9 protein-coding genes are annotated in these 14,564 nt (G+C 61.5%); 6 read left to right on the top strand and 3 right to left on the bottom strand.

The annotated features are described in order from the left end of the window. Nucleotides 1-54 precede the first annotated feature (54 nt). Complete coding sequence (locus ACIOWE_RS11110) at nucleotides 55-984, bottom strand: NAD-dependent epimerase/dehydratase family protein (protein WP_401390955.1); 930 nt, start codon at nucleotides 982-984, stop codon at nucleotides 55-57. Next, a complete protein-coding gene (locus ACIOWE_RS11105; protein WP_137216613.1) occupies nucleotides 977-1,861 on the bottom strand; it encodes a sugar nucleotide-binding protein in 885 nt (294 codons plus the stop codon). The genes ACIOWE_RS11110 and ACIOWE_RS11105 overlap by 8 nt, the downstream gene beginning before the upstream one ends. Nucleotides 1,862-2,205: 344 nt before the next feature. On the opposite strand from ACIOWE_RS11105, the gene ACIOWE_RS11100 reads away from it, so the two are divergent. After that, on the top strand, nucleotides 2,206-6,636 hold the full coding sequence (locus tag ACIOWE_RS11100) for a DEAD/DEAH box helicase (RefSeq protein WP_401390951.1): 4,431 nt from the start codon (nucleotides 2,206-2,208) through the stop codon (nucleotides 6,634-6,636). A 115-nt stretch (nucleotides 6,637-6,751) separates the two neighbouring features. Here the strand turns inward: ACIOWE_RS11100 and ACIOWE_RS11095 are convergent, their stop codons facing one another. After that, nucleotides 6,752-8,851 carry a mechanosensitive ion channel family protein gene (locus ACIOWE_RS11095; protein ID WP_401390949.1) on the bottom strand — a complete coding sequence of 700 codons (2,100 nt, stop codon included), beginning with the start codon at nucleotides 8,849-8,851 and terminating at the stop codon, nucleotides 6,752-6,754. A gap of 358 nt (nucleotides 8,852-9,209) precedes the next feature. On the opposite strand from ACIOWE_RS11095, the gene ACIOWE_RS11090 reads away from it, so the two are divergent. The 5 genes from ACIOWE_RS11090 to ACIOWE_RS11070 all read left to right on the top strand — a co-directional run bounded on the left by ACIOWE_RS11090 (nucleotide 9,210) and on the right by ACIOWE_RS11070 (nucleotide 14,564). Further along, a complete protein-coding gene (locus ACIOWE_RS11090) occupies nucleotides 9,210-10,412 on the top strand; it encodes an MFS transporter (protein WP_401390946.1) in 1,203 nt (400 codons plus the stop codon). A gap of 177 nt (nucleotides 10,413-10,589) precedes the next feature. Continuing rightward, complete coding sequence (locus ACIOWE_RS11085; protein ID WP_401390943.1) at nucleotides 10,590-11,516, top strand: DUF72 domain-containing protein; 927 nt, start codon at nucleotides 10,590-10,592, stop codon at nucleotides 11,514-11,516. Continuing rightward, nucleotides 11,513-12,310 (top strand): endonuclease/exonuclease/phosphatase family protein, encoded by a 798-nt coding sequence (locus ACIOWE_RS11080; protein WP_401390940.1) that lies wholly within the window; start codon nucleotides 11,513-11,515, stop codon nucleotides 12,308-12,310. The genes ACIOWE_RS11085 and ACIOWE_RS11080 overlap by 4 nt, the downstream gene beginning before the upstream one ends. After that, the gene (clsB, locus tag ACIOWE_RS11075) at nucleotides 12,307-13,581 is read left to right on the top strand and encodes a cardiolipin synthase ClsB (RefSeq protein WP_401390938.1); all 1,275 of its coding nucleotides are present in this window, start codon (nucleotides 12,307-12,309) and stop codon (nucleotides 13,579-13,581) included. Before ACIOWE_RS11080 ends, clsB begins: the two co-directional genes overlap by 4 nt. Further along, nucleotides 13,578-14,564, top strand: coding sequence for a lysylphosphatidylglycerol synthase domain-containing protein (locus tag ACIOWE_RS11070; RefSeq protein ID WP_401390935.1), 987 nt, complete (start codon nucleotides 13,578-13,580; stop codon nucleotides 14,562-14,564). Before clsB ends, ACIOWE_RS11070 begins: the two co-directional genes overlap by 4 nt.

Here is a 14,564-nt window from a genome sequence, read left to right as displayed (position 1 = left end):
ATACCCCGCCCACAAAAAAGGCGCCTGCAAAGGCGCCCTTTTTGTTTCTGCGTTTTATCTTCCCAGCAACCGCGCCAGCCCCACGCTCATCGGCGTCTGGGCCGGCAGTTTGAAACGCTCAAGCAGACGTTTGTTGTTCGCGCGCGAATGACGGATGTCACCGGAGCGCGCCGGGCCGTAACTGACAGCAGGTAACTCGCCAACTACCTTCTGCAATTCAGCGAGCATCTGTTTGAGGCTCATCGCCTGGTTCCAGCCAACATTCACCGGGCCGACTTCCACCTCAGGCTTTTCGATCGCCTGCACCAGAAGATCAACCAGATCCTCGACATAGAGAAAGTCCCGCGTCTGCTCGCCATCGCCGAACACGGTGATCGGCAAACCTTTCTGCGCACGCTCGCTGAAGATGCTGATCACGCCCGAGTACGGCGAGGACGGATCCTGACGCGGACCGAAAATATTGAAGAAACGAAAAATCGCCGGCTCCAGACCGTGCTGGCGGCGATAGAAATCAAAGTAATGCTCGCCCGCCAGTTTGTCCGAGGCATAAGGCGTCAGCGGCGCTTTTGGCGTTTCTTCATCAATCGATTCGCCCTCACCGTTGTTGCCGTACACCGCCGCACTGGAGGCGTACAACACACGTTTGACCCCGGCCAGACGCATGGCTTCGCAGACATTCAGCGTGCCGATGAAATTGCTCTGGTGAGTCTTCACCGGATCGTCCACCGACGCCTGCACCGAGGCGACTGCTGCCAGGTGAACGACCGCGCTGCAACCTTGTACCGCTTGGGCAACCAGTGCTGCATCAGCGACATCGCCGACAATCAGCTCGACCCGAGGATTATCCAGCGGCAGATTGCTGCGTTTGCCGGTCGACAGGTCGTCGAGGATTCGCACCGAATGGCCCTTGGCGAGCAAGGCATCCGTCAGGTGCGAGCCGATGAAACCGGCGCCGCCGGTGATTAAAACAGTGCCTTCAGCCATGGCGATAAAACCTATCCAGTAAGCCCGGGAGCGCGGCACGCCAGGCGCGCGGCTTGATCCCGAAAGTGTGCAGAATTTTCTTGCAGGCGAGCACCGCGTGTTGCGGCTCCTCGGCAGCGTCCGGACGCGCGGCATGGGCCTGGGCGGTCGGCGCTTCGATGGCCAGCGCATGCAGGCTGCGCGCTTCGGTGAGAATTGCCTGGCCCAGCGCCAGCGGTGTGGTCGCCTCGTGGCCGGCGTAGTGATAAGTGCCCCACAGCGGCGCTGCGCAATCGAGTTGCTTGAGCACCGAGATAATCACCCGAGCGGCGTCGTCGACCGGGGTCGGATTGCCCCGGCGGTCGTCGGCCAGAAGCAATTCATCCGGTTGTTCGGCGCGAGCAAGGAAACGTCCGAGGGTGCCATCAGGGCTGTCATCGAGCAGCCAGCCGAAACGCAACAGCACGTGCTGCGGGCAGGTCGCGCGCACGCTTTGTTCGATCCGCCACAACGCCTGACCGCGCAGGCCCAGCGGCACCGGTTCGTCTTTTTCGCTGTACGCGGTGGCACGCGAGCCGTCGAACACCCGATAACTGGACGGTTGCACGAGGACGATGTTGTGGTGCTGGCACAGTTCGGCGAGCCGTTCAATGGCGCGTTCCTGCCCGGCCATGCGGCTTTCGCTGACGGTCTCGGCCTGGAACCAGTCGAAATAGTAGGCGAGGTTGATCAACGCATCGGGACGGGTGTCGTCGAGCAGTTGCGTCAGGCTCGCGGCATCCCAGCCGTCTTCGGGCGGGCGGGGGGCGAGGAAACCGATGTCTTCTTCCGCACCGAGGCGAATCAGCGCCTGCCCAAGGGCATTTCCGCCGCCCAGTAACATAAGGCGCATTCGCATAGAGTCAGCAGGCCCAGTCTGATAGGAACGATGGCTTTGGCGACGGTACTTGTGGAACCGTCGTCGATAATTGCCGGAATCGTTGCATTTTGCGGGTTTAGTGCGCAACCGTCATCCGCAAAAGTGTACATCCCCGGCATTTGCACACCCTGTGGCGAGGGAGCTTGCTCCCGCTGGAGGCCGAAGGACTCCCGAATCCGACCGAAGCGGTGCAGCAGAAATACCCCATCAGCTGAATTTGCGACTGCTTCGCAGCCGAGCGGGAGCAAGCTCCCTCGCCACAGGGATAACCGATCAGCCAGACAGACTTGCATCTTCCCGCCCCCACCCGCATAACTTGTCCCATGAATCTGCCCCTTCCCGTGGACGCGGCTCTGGCAGGCTTTCACCCCGCCGTCAGCGTCTGGTTCAGCAGCACTTTCCCGACGGTTACCGCCGCCCAGGCCCGCGCATGGCCGTTGATCCGCCAGCGCCGCTCGACGCTGATTGCCGCACCAACAGGTTCGGGCAAAACCCTCACCGCATTTCTCGCCGTGCTCGACGACCTCGTCCATCGTGGCCTGGAAAACCCTGACGGACTGCCCGACGAAACGCTGGTGGTCTACGTTTCGCCGCTCAAGGCACTTTCCAACGACATCCGGATCAACCTGCAAAATCCGCTGGACGGGATCACCGGGCAGTTACGCCAGATGGACCTGCCGGAACTGCAAATCAGCACCGCCGTACGCACCGGTGACACCCCGCAGAAAGACCGCGCCGCCATGCGCAAAACTGCACCGCACATTCTGGTGACCACTCCGGAATCGCTCTACGTGCTGCTCGGTTCGGCATCTGGACGCAAAATGCTCGGCACCACGCGCACGGTGATCGTCGACGAAATCCACGCGATGGCCGCCGGCAAGCGTGGCAGTCATCTGGCCCTGAGCCTGGAGCGGCTGCAAGCCTTGTGCAGCGAGCCGCTGACTCGCATCGGCCTGTCCGCCACGCAGAAACCGGTGGCAGCCGTGGCGCAATTCCTCGTCGGCAGCGATCGCCCCTGCGAAATCATCGACATTGGTCATGCGCGTCCCCGGGATCTGGGGATCGAAGTACCGCCGGTGCCGCTGTCGGCAGTCATGGCCAACGATGTCTGGGAACTGGTTTACGAGCGCCTCGCCGAACTTGCCCGCGCACACCGCACCACGCTGATTTTCGTCAACACCCGCCGCCTTGCCGAACGCCTGAGCCGCCACCTCAGCGAGCGCCTCGGCAAACACGCGGTGGCGGCGCACCACGGCAGTCTGGCCAAGGAATTCCGGCTCGACGCCGAGCAGCGGCTCAAGCGTGGCGAACTGCAAGTGCTGATCGCCACCGCGTCGCTGGAACTGGGCATCGATATCGGCGAAGTCGATCTGGTCTGCCAGATCGCCTCGCCCCGCTCCATCGCCGGGTTTCTGCAACGGGTCGGCCGCTCCGGCCACCAGGTCGGTGGCACGCCCAAGGGACGCTTGTTCGCCACCACCCGTGATGACCTGATCGAATGCGCCGCCCTGCTCGACTGCGTGCGCCGTGGTGAACTCGATACTCTGCACATCCCCGAAGCACCACTGGACGTGCTGGCGCAACAGATCATCGCCGAAGTGAGTTGTCAGGAATGGCCGGAAGACGCGCTGCTGGCGATGTTTCGCAAAGCCTCGCCTTATCGCGATCTCGACGAAAAACACTATCAGGCCCTGCTGACGATGCTCGCCGAAGGCTACAACGGTCGCCAGGGCATTCGCAGTGCCTACCTGCATCGCGACGCGGTCAGTCGCACCTTGCGTGGCCGGCGTGGCTCGCAACTGACGGCGGTAACCAGCGGCGGCACCATCCCGGACAACGCCGATTACAGCGTGATGCTGGAGCCTCAAGGCCTGAACATCGGCAGCGTCAACGAAGACTTCGCCGTGGAAAGCATCGCCGGCGACGTGTTCCAGCTCGGCAACACCTCCTACCGGATTCTGCGGGTAGAAACCGGCAAGGTGCGGGTCGAGGATGCGCAAGGTCAGCCGCCGACCATTCCGTTCTGGCTCGGCGAAGCGCCGGGGCGCAGCGATGAACTGTCCTCGGCAGTGGCGCGTCTGCAAGCGACGCTCGACGAGTTGCTCGGCGCCAGCCCCGCTAATCTGCAACCGGCGCTCGATTGGCTGACACACACGCTCGGCCTCAACCGCGCCAGCGCCGAGCAACTGGTCGAATACCTCGCCCGCGCACGCCAGACCCTCGGCGCCCTGCCCTCGCAAGATACCTTGCTGATGGAGCGGTTTTTCGACGAGTCCGGCGGCACCCAACTGATCATCCATTCGCCGTTCGGCAGCCGCATCAATCGCGCGTGGGGTCTGGCCCTGCGCAAGCGCTTCTGCCGCACCTTCAATTTCGAGTTGCAGGCGGCGGCCAGTGAAGATGCGATCGTGCTGTCGCTGTCCACCAGCCACAGTTTCGAGCTCGATGACGTCTGGCGTTACCTGCACAGCAACAGCGCCGAGCACATCCTCATTCAAGCGGTGCTCGATGCGCCGCTGTTCGGCGTGCGCTGGCGCTGGAATGCCGGGGTCGCCCTGGCGCTGCCACGCTTTACCGGTGGGCGCAAAGTCGCGCCGCAGTTGCAGCGCATGAAAAGCGAAGACCTGATTGCCAGTGTGTTTCCGGATCAGATTGCCTGCCTGGAAAACCTCGCCGGCGAGCGCGAGATTCCCCAGCATCCGCTGGTGGAACAGACCCTCGACGATTGCCTGCACGAGGCGATGGACAGCGAGGGCTGGCTCCATCTGCTGCGACGCATGGAGCATGGCGAGGTGCGTCTGATCAGCCGCGATCTGCCGGCGCCGTCACCGCTGGCGGCGGAGATTCTCAGCGCCCGCCCCTATACCTTTCTCGATGATGCGCCACTGGAAGAACGTCGCACCCAAGCGGTAATCAACCGGCGCTGGAGCGATCCGCAATCTACCGATGATCTCGGCGCACTGGATGCGGACGCGATCAACGCGGTGCGTGAAGAAGCCTGGCCGACGCCGAGCAATATCGATGAAATGCATGAGGCGTTGATGAGCCTCGCCTGCATCAGCGAGCTTGAAGTTCAGGATGGCGAACACTGGCGCGAATGGCTGGACACATTGACTGCCAGCGGTCGTGCCTGTCACTTGGTCGTTCCGCGAGTAACGGTAAAAGAAAAGCTTCGCGAGCAGGCTCGCTCCCACATTCAACCGCGTTCAGCCAGTTGGAACACCGCCAAATGTGGGAGCGAGCCTGCTCGCGAAGAGGGCCTCACAGTCACTACAAATCCACAGCCTCGTTCGTTGTGGCTGGCACGAGAGCGTCTGACGTGCCTGCAAGCGCTTTATCCACAGGCCACGCTGCAACCGCCGCAGGAAGCATTGCCCGGGTTTGATGAAACCTGGACGTTCGATGAGGCATTGGTCGAGGTGATCCGCGCCCGACTCGGCGCATTCGGTCCGCTGCCCTTGCCGGCGATTGCCGAACCACTCGCGTTGCCCATACCGCAGGTCAATCAAGCACTCGCGCAACTGGAGCGCGAAGGTTATGTCTTGCGCGGCCGGTTCACACCGGGCGCGGCAGAGGAGGAATGGTGCGAGCGGCATTTGCTGGCACGCATCCATCGTTACACGGTCAAGCGTCTGCGCCGGGAAATCGAACCGGTGGCTTTGCAGGATTTCATGCGGTTTCTGTTCGACTGGCAGCATTTATCGCCCGCCACGCAAGGCCAGGGCAGCGCCGTGCTGCCGGCGATTGCCGGTCAGTTCGAAGGCTATGCGGCGGCCGCGTCGGCGTGGGACAGCGACATCCTTCCGGCGCGACTGAAGGACTACTCGCCGAGCTGGCTGGATGATTTGTGCCGCAACGGCAAACTGGTGTGGACGCGCCTCAGTGCCCGCCAGAAAGTCAGCGGCACGGCGTTGCGCAGTACGCCGATTGTGCTGCTGCCGCGCAGTCAGGTCGGGCTGTGGAGTGCGCTGGCCGAACAGACGCCGGTCAGCGAACTGTCGCCGAAAACACAGAAGGTGTTCGAGGCCTTGAGTCAGCACGGCGCACTGTTTTTCGATGAGCTGATTCATGAGGCGCATCTGCTGCGCAGCGAACTGGAAATCGCCTTGCAGGAACTGGTCGGCGCAGGGTTGGTGAATGCCGACAGCTTTGCTGGCCTGCGTGCGTTGATCACCCCGGCGAGCAAGCGCCAGCAGCGCAGCAGTCGGCGCGGACGCGGCCCGTTTGTCGGCGGTATGGACGATGCCGGACGCTGGGCGTTGCTGCGGCGTGGGCCGGCGGTAGATCAGCCGAACATCCCCGCCGAAACCCTGGAGCATGTCGCGATGACCTTGCTGCGCCGCTACGGCGTGGTGTTCTGGCGAATCCTTGAACGTGAGGCCGATTGGCTGCCGAGCTGGCGTGAGTTGCTGCGCACGTTTCACCGACTGGAAGCTCGCGGCGAGATTCGGGGTGGGCGGTTTGTCAGTGGCTTGGCCGGTGAACAGTTTGCCTTGCCCGAAGCGATTCCATTGCTGCGTGAAGTGCGGCGGCGACCGCATGACGGCAGCTTGATTGCGGTGTGCGGGGTTGATCCGTTGAATCTGGCCGGGACGTTATTGCCGGGGATGAAAGTGCCGGCGCTGGCGAGTAACCGGCTGGTGTATCGGGATGGCTTGCCGGCGGCAGCGGTGATTGCCGGCAAGCAGCACATCTGGCTGGGGCTGGATCAGATTGATATGGAGCAGGTGCGCACTAAATTGATCCGGCATTGATGTCGCTCCGGCTAACCTTTTCGCGAGCAGGCTCGCTCCCACAGTAGACACTATTCCCCTGTGGGAGCGAGCCTGCTCGCGAAGAGGCCGGAACTCCCAGCGCACTATCTTGCAGCTAGGTCCGAGATTCCTGCGACACCACGACCGCCGAATGCTCCGCAGGCTTTTCTTTCGGCCTTTTCGGCAACAAAACCTGCTGTGGATAAGTCTGCGCGAAATGTACCGTCGGGTTGTTATCCACAAGCTTCTTCAAACGCTGGTTGAACGCACGACTGACCGCATACTGCCCGCCCGACACCGTTCGAAATTGTGCCGTCAGCACCACGCCGTTCAAATCCATCTTGTCCACGCCAAACACATCCAGCGGCCCTTGCAGGTTGTACTTGAGGAACGGATCTTCGCGGATCGAATCGCCGGTCTCGCGGATCAGCTCGATGGCCTTGTCGACATCCGTGTCATAGGTGAACTGCACCGAGAAAAAAGCATAGGCGAATTGCCGCGATTGATTGGTGACAGCCTTGATCTGACCGAACGGCACCGAATGCACAAAACCCTTGCCGTCACGCAGGCGCAGGGTGCGGATGGTCAACCCTTCCACTGTGCCGGCATGCCCGGAATCGAGCACCACCCAATCGCCTATCGACAGCGTGTCTTCAATGATGATGAACAGCCCGGTAATCACGTCCTGCACCAGTTGCTGCGAACCGAAACCGATGGCCAGGCCGACCACCCCGGCACCGGCCAGCAGCGGCGCGACGTTGATCCCCAGGTTGGCCATGGTGGTGATCGCGCAGATCACCACGAGGATGATTTTGATCGCGTTGCGCAGCAGCGGCAGGATGGTTTTCACCCGGGTGCTGGGCTGGCGCGTCGCGCGTTTGCTGAGCGGCGGTTTCAGGGCTTCCTGAATCGCCGTGTCGAGCACCACCCACAACAACCACGTCACCAGGAAGATCAGGCCGATGCTGCTCAACGCGTTACTGATCGCTCGGCCGACCGTGCTGCTCTGAGCAAAATCGAGCAGCGACACGCCCCAGATCCGCCCGAGAATATCGATGAAGGCAATCGCAATGACGATCCGCAGCAACGCATGCAGCAGGCTGAGAAAGCGTTCCTTGTAAGCGCTGCTGCGCTGGATCGCTTCGGCTTTTCGCGACTTGAACAGGTGCTGCAGAATCGTGCTGAGAAACACCGTGCCGATCAACAGCACCGTGGTGAACAACGCGCAGCGCAGTGCCTTTTGATTGTCCTCGCCGATGCCGATCAGATTGACCGCCGAAACCAGCACCATCAACACGATCGGCCAGTACCACAGCCCGGAAAAAATCCGCAGCGACTCCTGTAATGACGGCTGTTTCAGCCGCTGGCTCAGCGGGCGATTGCGGATCAGATGCGCCACCGGACGACGCAGGCGAATCACCAGCAAACCGAAAATAATCGAGGCGATCAGCCCGGTGAACACCGCAATGCTGCTGGTGATGTTACCGCCCAGTTGCCGGGCGATCTGCGGGCTGGTCAGCGCATCGCTGAGGGCAGCAAGAAAGCCGATCAGGAACAGCGGGTGCGGGCAGTAGTCACGGATGATTTTGGCTGCCGGGCGTTTGTGGCCAACGTTGAACATCACCACCACGCACAACAACATCGAGGTGGAAAAGATCCCGCTGCTGGTGGCGTAGGCCAGACACAGTGCCAGCGCACGCCCTACCGAAGCTTGCAGGAAATGGCTGACGTACAGGGTCAGCGGCAGGCAGATGAGTGCCGGCACGGTATACGGCAACAGGTAGCCGAGCAGATCCTGACTGCGCTGACGAGTGCGAAACCAGCGGCCCTCACGCAGGCGTTTGGCCAACAGACTGCCAAGCACCGTGAGCAGCGCAAAACTGCCGAGCCAGGTGCCGGACAACGTCAGGAAATCCCCGGCAACGCTCCAGCCCGAACGATTCGACGGCTGGTTGACCAGTTTGTCGACCTCGTCCGCCGCGCGATCGGCACGCAGGCGCCAGGCATCGACCAGATGTTCGTTGAGATCGAGTTTGTCCTGAACGTCATCGATGCTCGAACTGATGGCACCGAGCAGACCACCCTGCACAATCGGCTCGGGTTTGGCCGGCTCTTCAGCAGCGGCCGGAACGCCCGGCAACGTCGCGGCTTCGAGTTCGTTGGCGCCGAGAAACAGCAGTGCTCCCAGCAGAATGGCGATCCTGAACTTGATCAAAACTCCGATCTCCCGTGGCTGAACCTGTAAGGAACTGATCGGTGAATGGCGGACAAGTTCGGTTTTTGCCAGGAATAAGCTTTCGTACACTCCATCAACCTTTGTGGCGAGGGAGCTTGCTCCCGCTGGGGCGCGAAGCGGCCCTTTTTCCTGCCAAGATGATTTTCCTGACACTGTGCGCTGGCGGTTTTGGGTCTGCTGCGCAGACCAGCGGGAGCAAGCTCCCTCGCCACAAGGGGTCAGCGTCTTATTTTGATCTTTGCGCTCAAGACAAATATCAAATGCCAATCCCCCTATTTTTCCGCACAACCCAAACCCCGACACTGCGCTCCATCCAAACCTCTACCGGAGTGCCGTCATGCCCATTGCCTTGCTCGCGCTGACCCTCAGCGCTTTTGCCATCGGGACGACCGAGTTCGTCATCGTTGGTCTGTTGCCGACCATCGGCGCCGATCTCGGCGTCAGCCTTCCTTCCGCCGGCCTGCTGGTCAGCCTGTATGCACTGGGCGTGGCCATCGGCGCGCCGGTGCTGACCGCACTCACCGGCAAAGTCCCGCGCAAACTGTTGCTACTGTCGCTGATGGTGCTGTTCACCCTCGGCAACCTGCTGGCCTGGCTCGCGCCGAGTTATGAATCGCTGGTGCTGGCACGGATCGTCACCGGTCTCGCCCACGGCGTGTTCTTTTCGATCGGTTCGACCATCGCCACCAGTCTGGTGCCAAAAGAAAAAGCCGCCAGCGCGATTGCGATCATGTTCACCGGCCTGACCGTCGCCCTGGTGACCGGAGTGCCCCTGGGCACATTTATCGGTCAGCATTTCGGCTGGAGGGAAACCTTCCTCGCCGTCTCGGCGCTGGGTGTGATTGCGTTCATCGGCAGCCTGATTTATGTGCCGAACAACATCACTCACAGCAAACCGGCGTCGCTGCTGCAACAGTTGCAGGTGCTGAAACAGCCGCGATTGCTGCTGGTGTATGCGATGACCGCGATCGGTTACGGCGGCTCGTTCATCGCCTTCACCTTTCTGGCACCGATCCTTCAGGACATTTCCGGTTTCAGCGCCAGCACCGTCAGCCTGGTACTGCTGGTGTACGGCGTGTCAGTCGCGGCTGGCAACATCTGGGGCGGCAAACTGGCCGACAAACGCGGGCCGATCAGCGCGCTGAAAATCATCTTCGCCCTGCTCGCCGCCGTACTGTTCGTGCTGACTTTTACCGCTGGCAATCCATGGCTGGCCTTGGCCACGGTGCTGGTCTGGGGCGCGGTCGCGTTCGGTAACGTGCCGGGGTTGCAGGTGTATGTCGGGCGTCAGGCCGAACATCACACGCCGCATGCAGTAGACGTGGCATCGGGTCTGAACATTGCAGCGTTCAATCTGGGGATTGCTGGCGGTGCGTGGGGCGGCGGTTTGATCGTCGAGCACATCGGCCTGATTCACACGGCGTGGATCGGCGGTCTGGTGGTGCTGATGGCACTGGCGCTGACCGCCTGGAGCGGACGTCTGGATCGCCTCGGCCCGACCTACGCCGAAAGTACTTCGCGCGTCATCACCGGCCACTGATGACTCACTGATTCCCCCCGTCGGAGCTGCCGCAGGCTGCTCCGACGGGGGTGTGCGATCAACCGGTTATTGATGTGAAAGCAAATATGCCGTCCGTAACGCCGTCGAAACTTTCCCGAACCGTGCGCAGTCATCAACAGACAGAGGCTGTACGAGGACTTTTAACGGGAGGGCGGCATGGCGACGATTCACATCGGTATTTCCGGCTGGCGCTACGCCCCGTGGCGCGGGGATTTCTACCCGAAAGGACTGGCGCAGAAGCGCGAATTGCAGTTCGCCTCGCGCGCAGTCAACAGCATCGAAATCAATGGATCGTTCTACGCCCTGCAACGGCCCGAACGCTATGCCCAGTGGTACGCCGAAACGCCCGCTGACTTCGTCTTCAGCGTCAAGGCGCCACGTTTCATCACTCACATCCGCCGCTTGCGCGAGATCGAAAAACCGCTGGCGAACTTCTTCGCCTCCGGGGTGCTGGAGTTGAAGGAAAAGCTTGGCCCGATCCTTTGGCAATTTCCGCCCAACTTCAAATTCGACGCCGAACGCTTCGAACACTTCCTCGCCCTGCTACCCCACGACACGGAAGCGGCCGCCGCCCTCGCCCGCCAGCACGATTCCCACCTGCACGGCCACGCCAGCCTGAAGGCTTACGGCAAGAAACCACTGCGTCACGCCGTGGAAATCCGCAACGACAGCTTCATCGACCCTGACTTCGTGCGCTTGCTGAAACGCCACAACACCGCACTGGTGATCGCCGACACTGTCGGTAAATGGCCGTATCGCGAAGACCTCACTAGCGACTTCGTCTATCTGCGCCTGCACGGCGCCGAAGAACTCTACGCCAGCGGCTATACCGCGCCAGCGCTCAAACGCTGGGCCGAACGGATCGACGCCTGGCACCACGGCCAGCAACCGAAAGACGCGCACTTGATCGCCCCTCGCGTAAAACCCCGTGCACGAAAATCCCGTGAAGTGTTCTGCTATTTCGACAACGACGTCAAAGTCCGTGCGCCATACGACGCACGCGATCTGTTGCATCGATTCGACCTCGATGAAGACCTCGCCACCACCCCCGGTGAACCCGCAGACGAAGGGGTGTTGGCATGAGCATTCCAGAGCCGGTCGGTTTTACCGACGAAGGCGCCGAGGTCGCGTCATCCGTGCGCAGCTTCACCGTGCTGACGGTCAACACCCACAAAGGTTTCACCGCGCTGAACCGCCGTTTCATCCTGCCGGAGTTACGCGAAGCGGTGCGCAGCGTGGCCGCCGACGTGGTGTTTCTGCAGGAAGTCCACGGCACCCACGAACACCATCCTCAGCGTTACGACAACTGGCCGAAGATGCCGCAATACGAATTCCTCGCCGACAGCCTCTGGCCGCAGTTCGCTTATGGGCGCAACGCGGTTTACCCGGAGGGCGATCACGGCAATGCGCTGCTGTCGAAATTCCAGATCATCCGTCACGACAATCTCGATGTCTCGATCAGTGGCCACGAGAACCGTGGCCTGCTGCATTGCGTGCTGCGCCTGCCCGGCGATGGCGTTGAAGTGCATGCGATCTGCGTGCACCTGGGTCTGCGCGAAAGCCATCGCAATGCACAACTTGATCTGTTGATGCAGCGCTTGGCCGAACTGCCGGATGACGCGCCGGTGATCGTTGCCGGCGACTTCAATGACTGGCGCCAGCGCGCCGATGCGCAACTCAAACCCTGCGGCCTGCGCGAAGTGTTCGCCGAGCATCAGGGCAAACCGGCGCGTAGCTTTCCCGCGCGCCTGCCGACGCTGCGGCTCGACCGTATCTACGTGCGCAACCTCAAGGCCCGCCAGCCGAAAGTCCTGGCGAACCGGCCGTGGTCGCACCTTTCCGACCACGCACCGTTATCGGTGGAGATCGAACTATGAGCAGCGCGCCGCTGGAGAAATCCGCCGTGGAACCGATCAGCATCAACCCGCCGGTCCGCGAGCCCGGCCACGTCGATGTCGAGTACCGCTGGCAGGGCAACAACCGTGTCGAGCTGTTGGAAAACGGCGAGGAATATTTTCCGCGAGTGTTCGAAGCGATGCGTGCGGCGAAGAGTGAGATCCTGCTTGAGACCTTCATCGTGTTCGAAGATAAGGTCGGTGCCGAATTGCAGGAGATTCTGATCGACGCCGCACAGCGTGGCGTGCGCACAACGGTCAGCCTCGATGGTTTCGGCTGTGGTGAGTTGAGCACCGGTTATCTGACGGCGTTGAGCGCAGCCGGCGTACACCTGCAAATGTTCGATCCGGCACCGAAACACCTGGGCTTTCGGACCAACTGGTTCCGCCGTCTGCACCGCAAGATTGTCGTGGTCGACGGCTTGGTTGCGTTCATTGGCGGAATCAACTTTTCCGGCGATCACTTGGCCGATTTCGGGCCGGAAGCCAAGCAGGATTACGCGGTCGAAGTACAGGGTCCGGCCGTAGCAGACATCCATCATTTTGCCCTGCTGCAAAGCGGTCGCCCGGGGCGGGCCAGATTCTGGTGGCAACGGCGCCGACAACGCCGCGCGGAAATGGCGTTCGACGATCATGACGGTCAGGTACGTCTGGTATTTCGCGACAACGACCAGCACCACACCGATATCGAAGACGTCTATTTGCAGGTCCTGCGCCGGGCCAAACGCCGGGTGGTCATTGCCAACGCTTACTTCTTCCCCGGCTATCGCCTGCTGCGCGAAATCCGCAACGCGGCACGGCGCGGCGTCGAAGTGCGGCTGATCCTGCAAGGCCAGCCGGACATGCTGGTGGCGAAACTCGCGGCACGCATGACCTATGACTATCTGCTCAAGGCCGGCGTGCAGATTCACGAATATTGCCAGCGCCCGCTGCACGGCAAAGTCGCGCTGGTGGACGAGGAATGGAGCACCGTCGGCTCGAGCAATCTCGACCCTTTGAGCCTGTCGCTCAATCTCGAGGCCAACGTGCTGATCCGTGATCGCGCATTCAACCAGCAACTGTTCGAGCGCCTCGAAGACCTGAGCCAGAACCACTGCAAAGCCATGGACGCGAGCAAGTCGCCACGCGGGCGGATCTGGCACATGACCGTGGGTTTTCTGGTGTTCCACTTTCTGCGGCATTTCCCGGCGATGGCTGGTTGGTTGCCGGCGCACAAACCGAGGCTCAAGCCGTTTCGAGGTGAGCGCTCATGAGCCGTTCCGAAGCGCAATCGTCCGGCCATTCGGCGCCCGCGACGCACTCGAAATGGAGCCGTTGGAAGCGTCCATTGACGCTGTTGTTTTTTCTCGCATTGATAGTCTTGTTAACGATGTTCGCCACGCGCATCGAATGGACGGAAGTGCTGCAAACTCTTGCCGACTTCAAAGTACGCACGCTGATCATCGCCGCCAGCGTGACGCTGCTGAGTTTTCTGACCTACGCCAGTTTCGACCTGATCGGCCGCACCTATATTCGCCAAGACCTGACCTGGAAACAGATCCTGCCGGTGGGGATCATCAGCTACGCGTTCAACCTCAATCTCAGCGCGTGGGTCGGCGGCATCGCCATGCGTTATCGCCTGTATTCGCGCCTCGGCGTGAGCAAAAGCAACATCGCCAAGATCCTCGGCCTGAGCCTGGCGACCAACTGGTTCGGCTACATGACCATCGCCGGCGTGGTGTTCAGCAGCGGATTGGTAAGCATGCCGCCTGGCTGGAAAATCAGCACCACGGCGCTGCAAGGCATCGGTGTGCTGTTGCTGCTGATCAGCGCCGGGTATCTCGCGGCGTGTCAGTTTTCCAAGCGCCGTGAATGGTCGATTCGTGGCGTGGAAATCCATCTGCCGTCGCTGCGCATGGCGGTGTTGCAGTTGCTGCTCGGAGCGTTGAACTGGTCGCTGATGGCGGCGGTGATTTTCACCTTGCTGCCGAGCAAACTCGACTATCCGTTGGTACTGGGCGTGTTGTTGATCAGTGCGATCGCCGGGGTCATCACCCATATACCGGCGGGGCTCGGGGTGCTGGAGGCGGTGTTTGTGGCATTGTTGCAACACGAGGCTTCGCGGGGCAGTCTGGTGGCGGGATTACTCGCGTATCGGGCGATTTATTTTCTGCTGCCGTTGCTGATTACGCTGGTGATGTACTTGCTGGTGGAGGCGAAGGCCAAGTCGCTGCGGATCGAGAAGAAACCCTCCTGA

The sequence above is a fragment of the Pseudomonas sp. NPDC087598 genome, assembly GCF_044743525.1.
Classification (GTDB): Bacteria; Pseudomonadota; Gammaproteobacteria; order Pseudomonadales; family Pseudomonadaceae; genus Aquipseudomonas.
The sequence above is the reverse complement of the archived record's forward strand: the minus strand, read 5'-3'. Positions and strand labels throughout refer to the sequence as shown.

Bases quoted from the DNA above. Each gene is read 5' to 3' on its own strand.
- ACIOWE_RS11070 (WP_401390935.1), top strand. From the start codon at position 13,578: ATGAGCCGTTCCGAAGCGCAATCGTCCGGCCATTCGGCGCCCGCGACG.
- ACIOWE_RS11080 (WP_401390940.1), top strand. From the start codon at position 11,513: ATGAGCATTCCAGAGCCGGTCGGTTTTACCGACGAAGGCGCCGAGGTC.
- ACIOWE_RS11110 (WP_401390955.1), bottom strand. From the start codon at position 984: ATGGCTGAAGGCACTGTTTTAATCACCGGCGGCGCCGGTTTCATCGGC.
- ACIOWE_RS11105 (WP_137216613.1), bottom strand. From the start codon at position 1,861: ATGCGAATGCGCCTTATGTTACTGGGCGGCGGAAATGCCCTTGGGCAG.
- ACIOWE_RS11090 (WP_401390946.1), top strand. From the start codon at position 9,210: ATGCCCATTGCCTTGCTCGCGCTGACCCTCAGCGCTTTTGCCATCGGG.
- ACIOWE_RS11100 (WP_401390951.1), top strand. From the start codon at position 2,206: ATGAATCTGCCCCTTCCCGTGGACGCGGCTCTGGCAGGCTTTCACCCC.
- ACIOWE_RS11085 (WP_401390943.1), top strand. From the start codon at position 10,590: ATGGCGACGATTCACATCGGTATTTCCGGCTGGCGCTACGCCCCGTGG.
- clsB (WP_401390938.1), top strand. From the start codon at position 12,307: ATGAGCAGCGCGCCGCTGGAGAAATCCGCCGTGGAACCGATCAGCATC.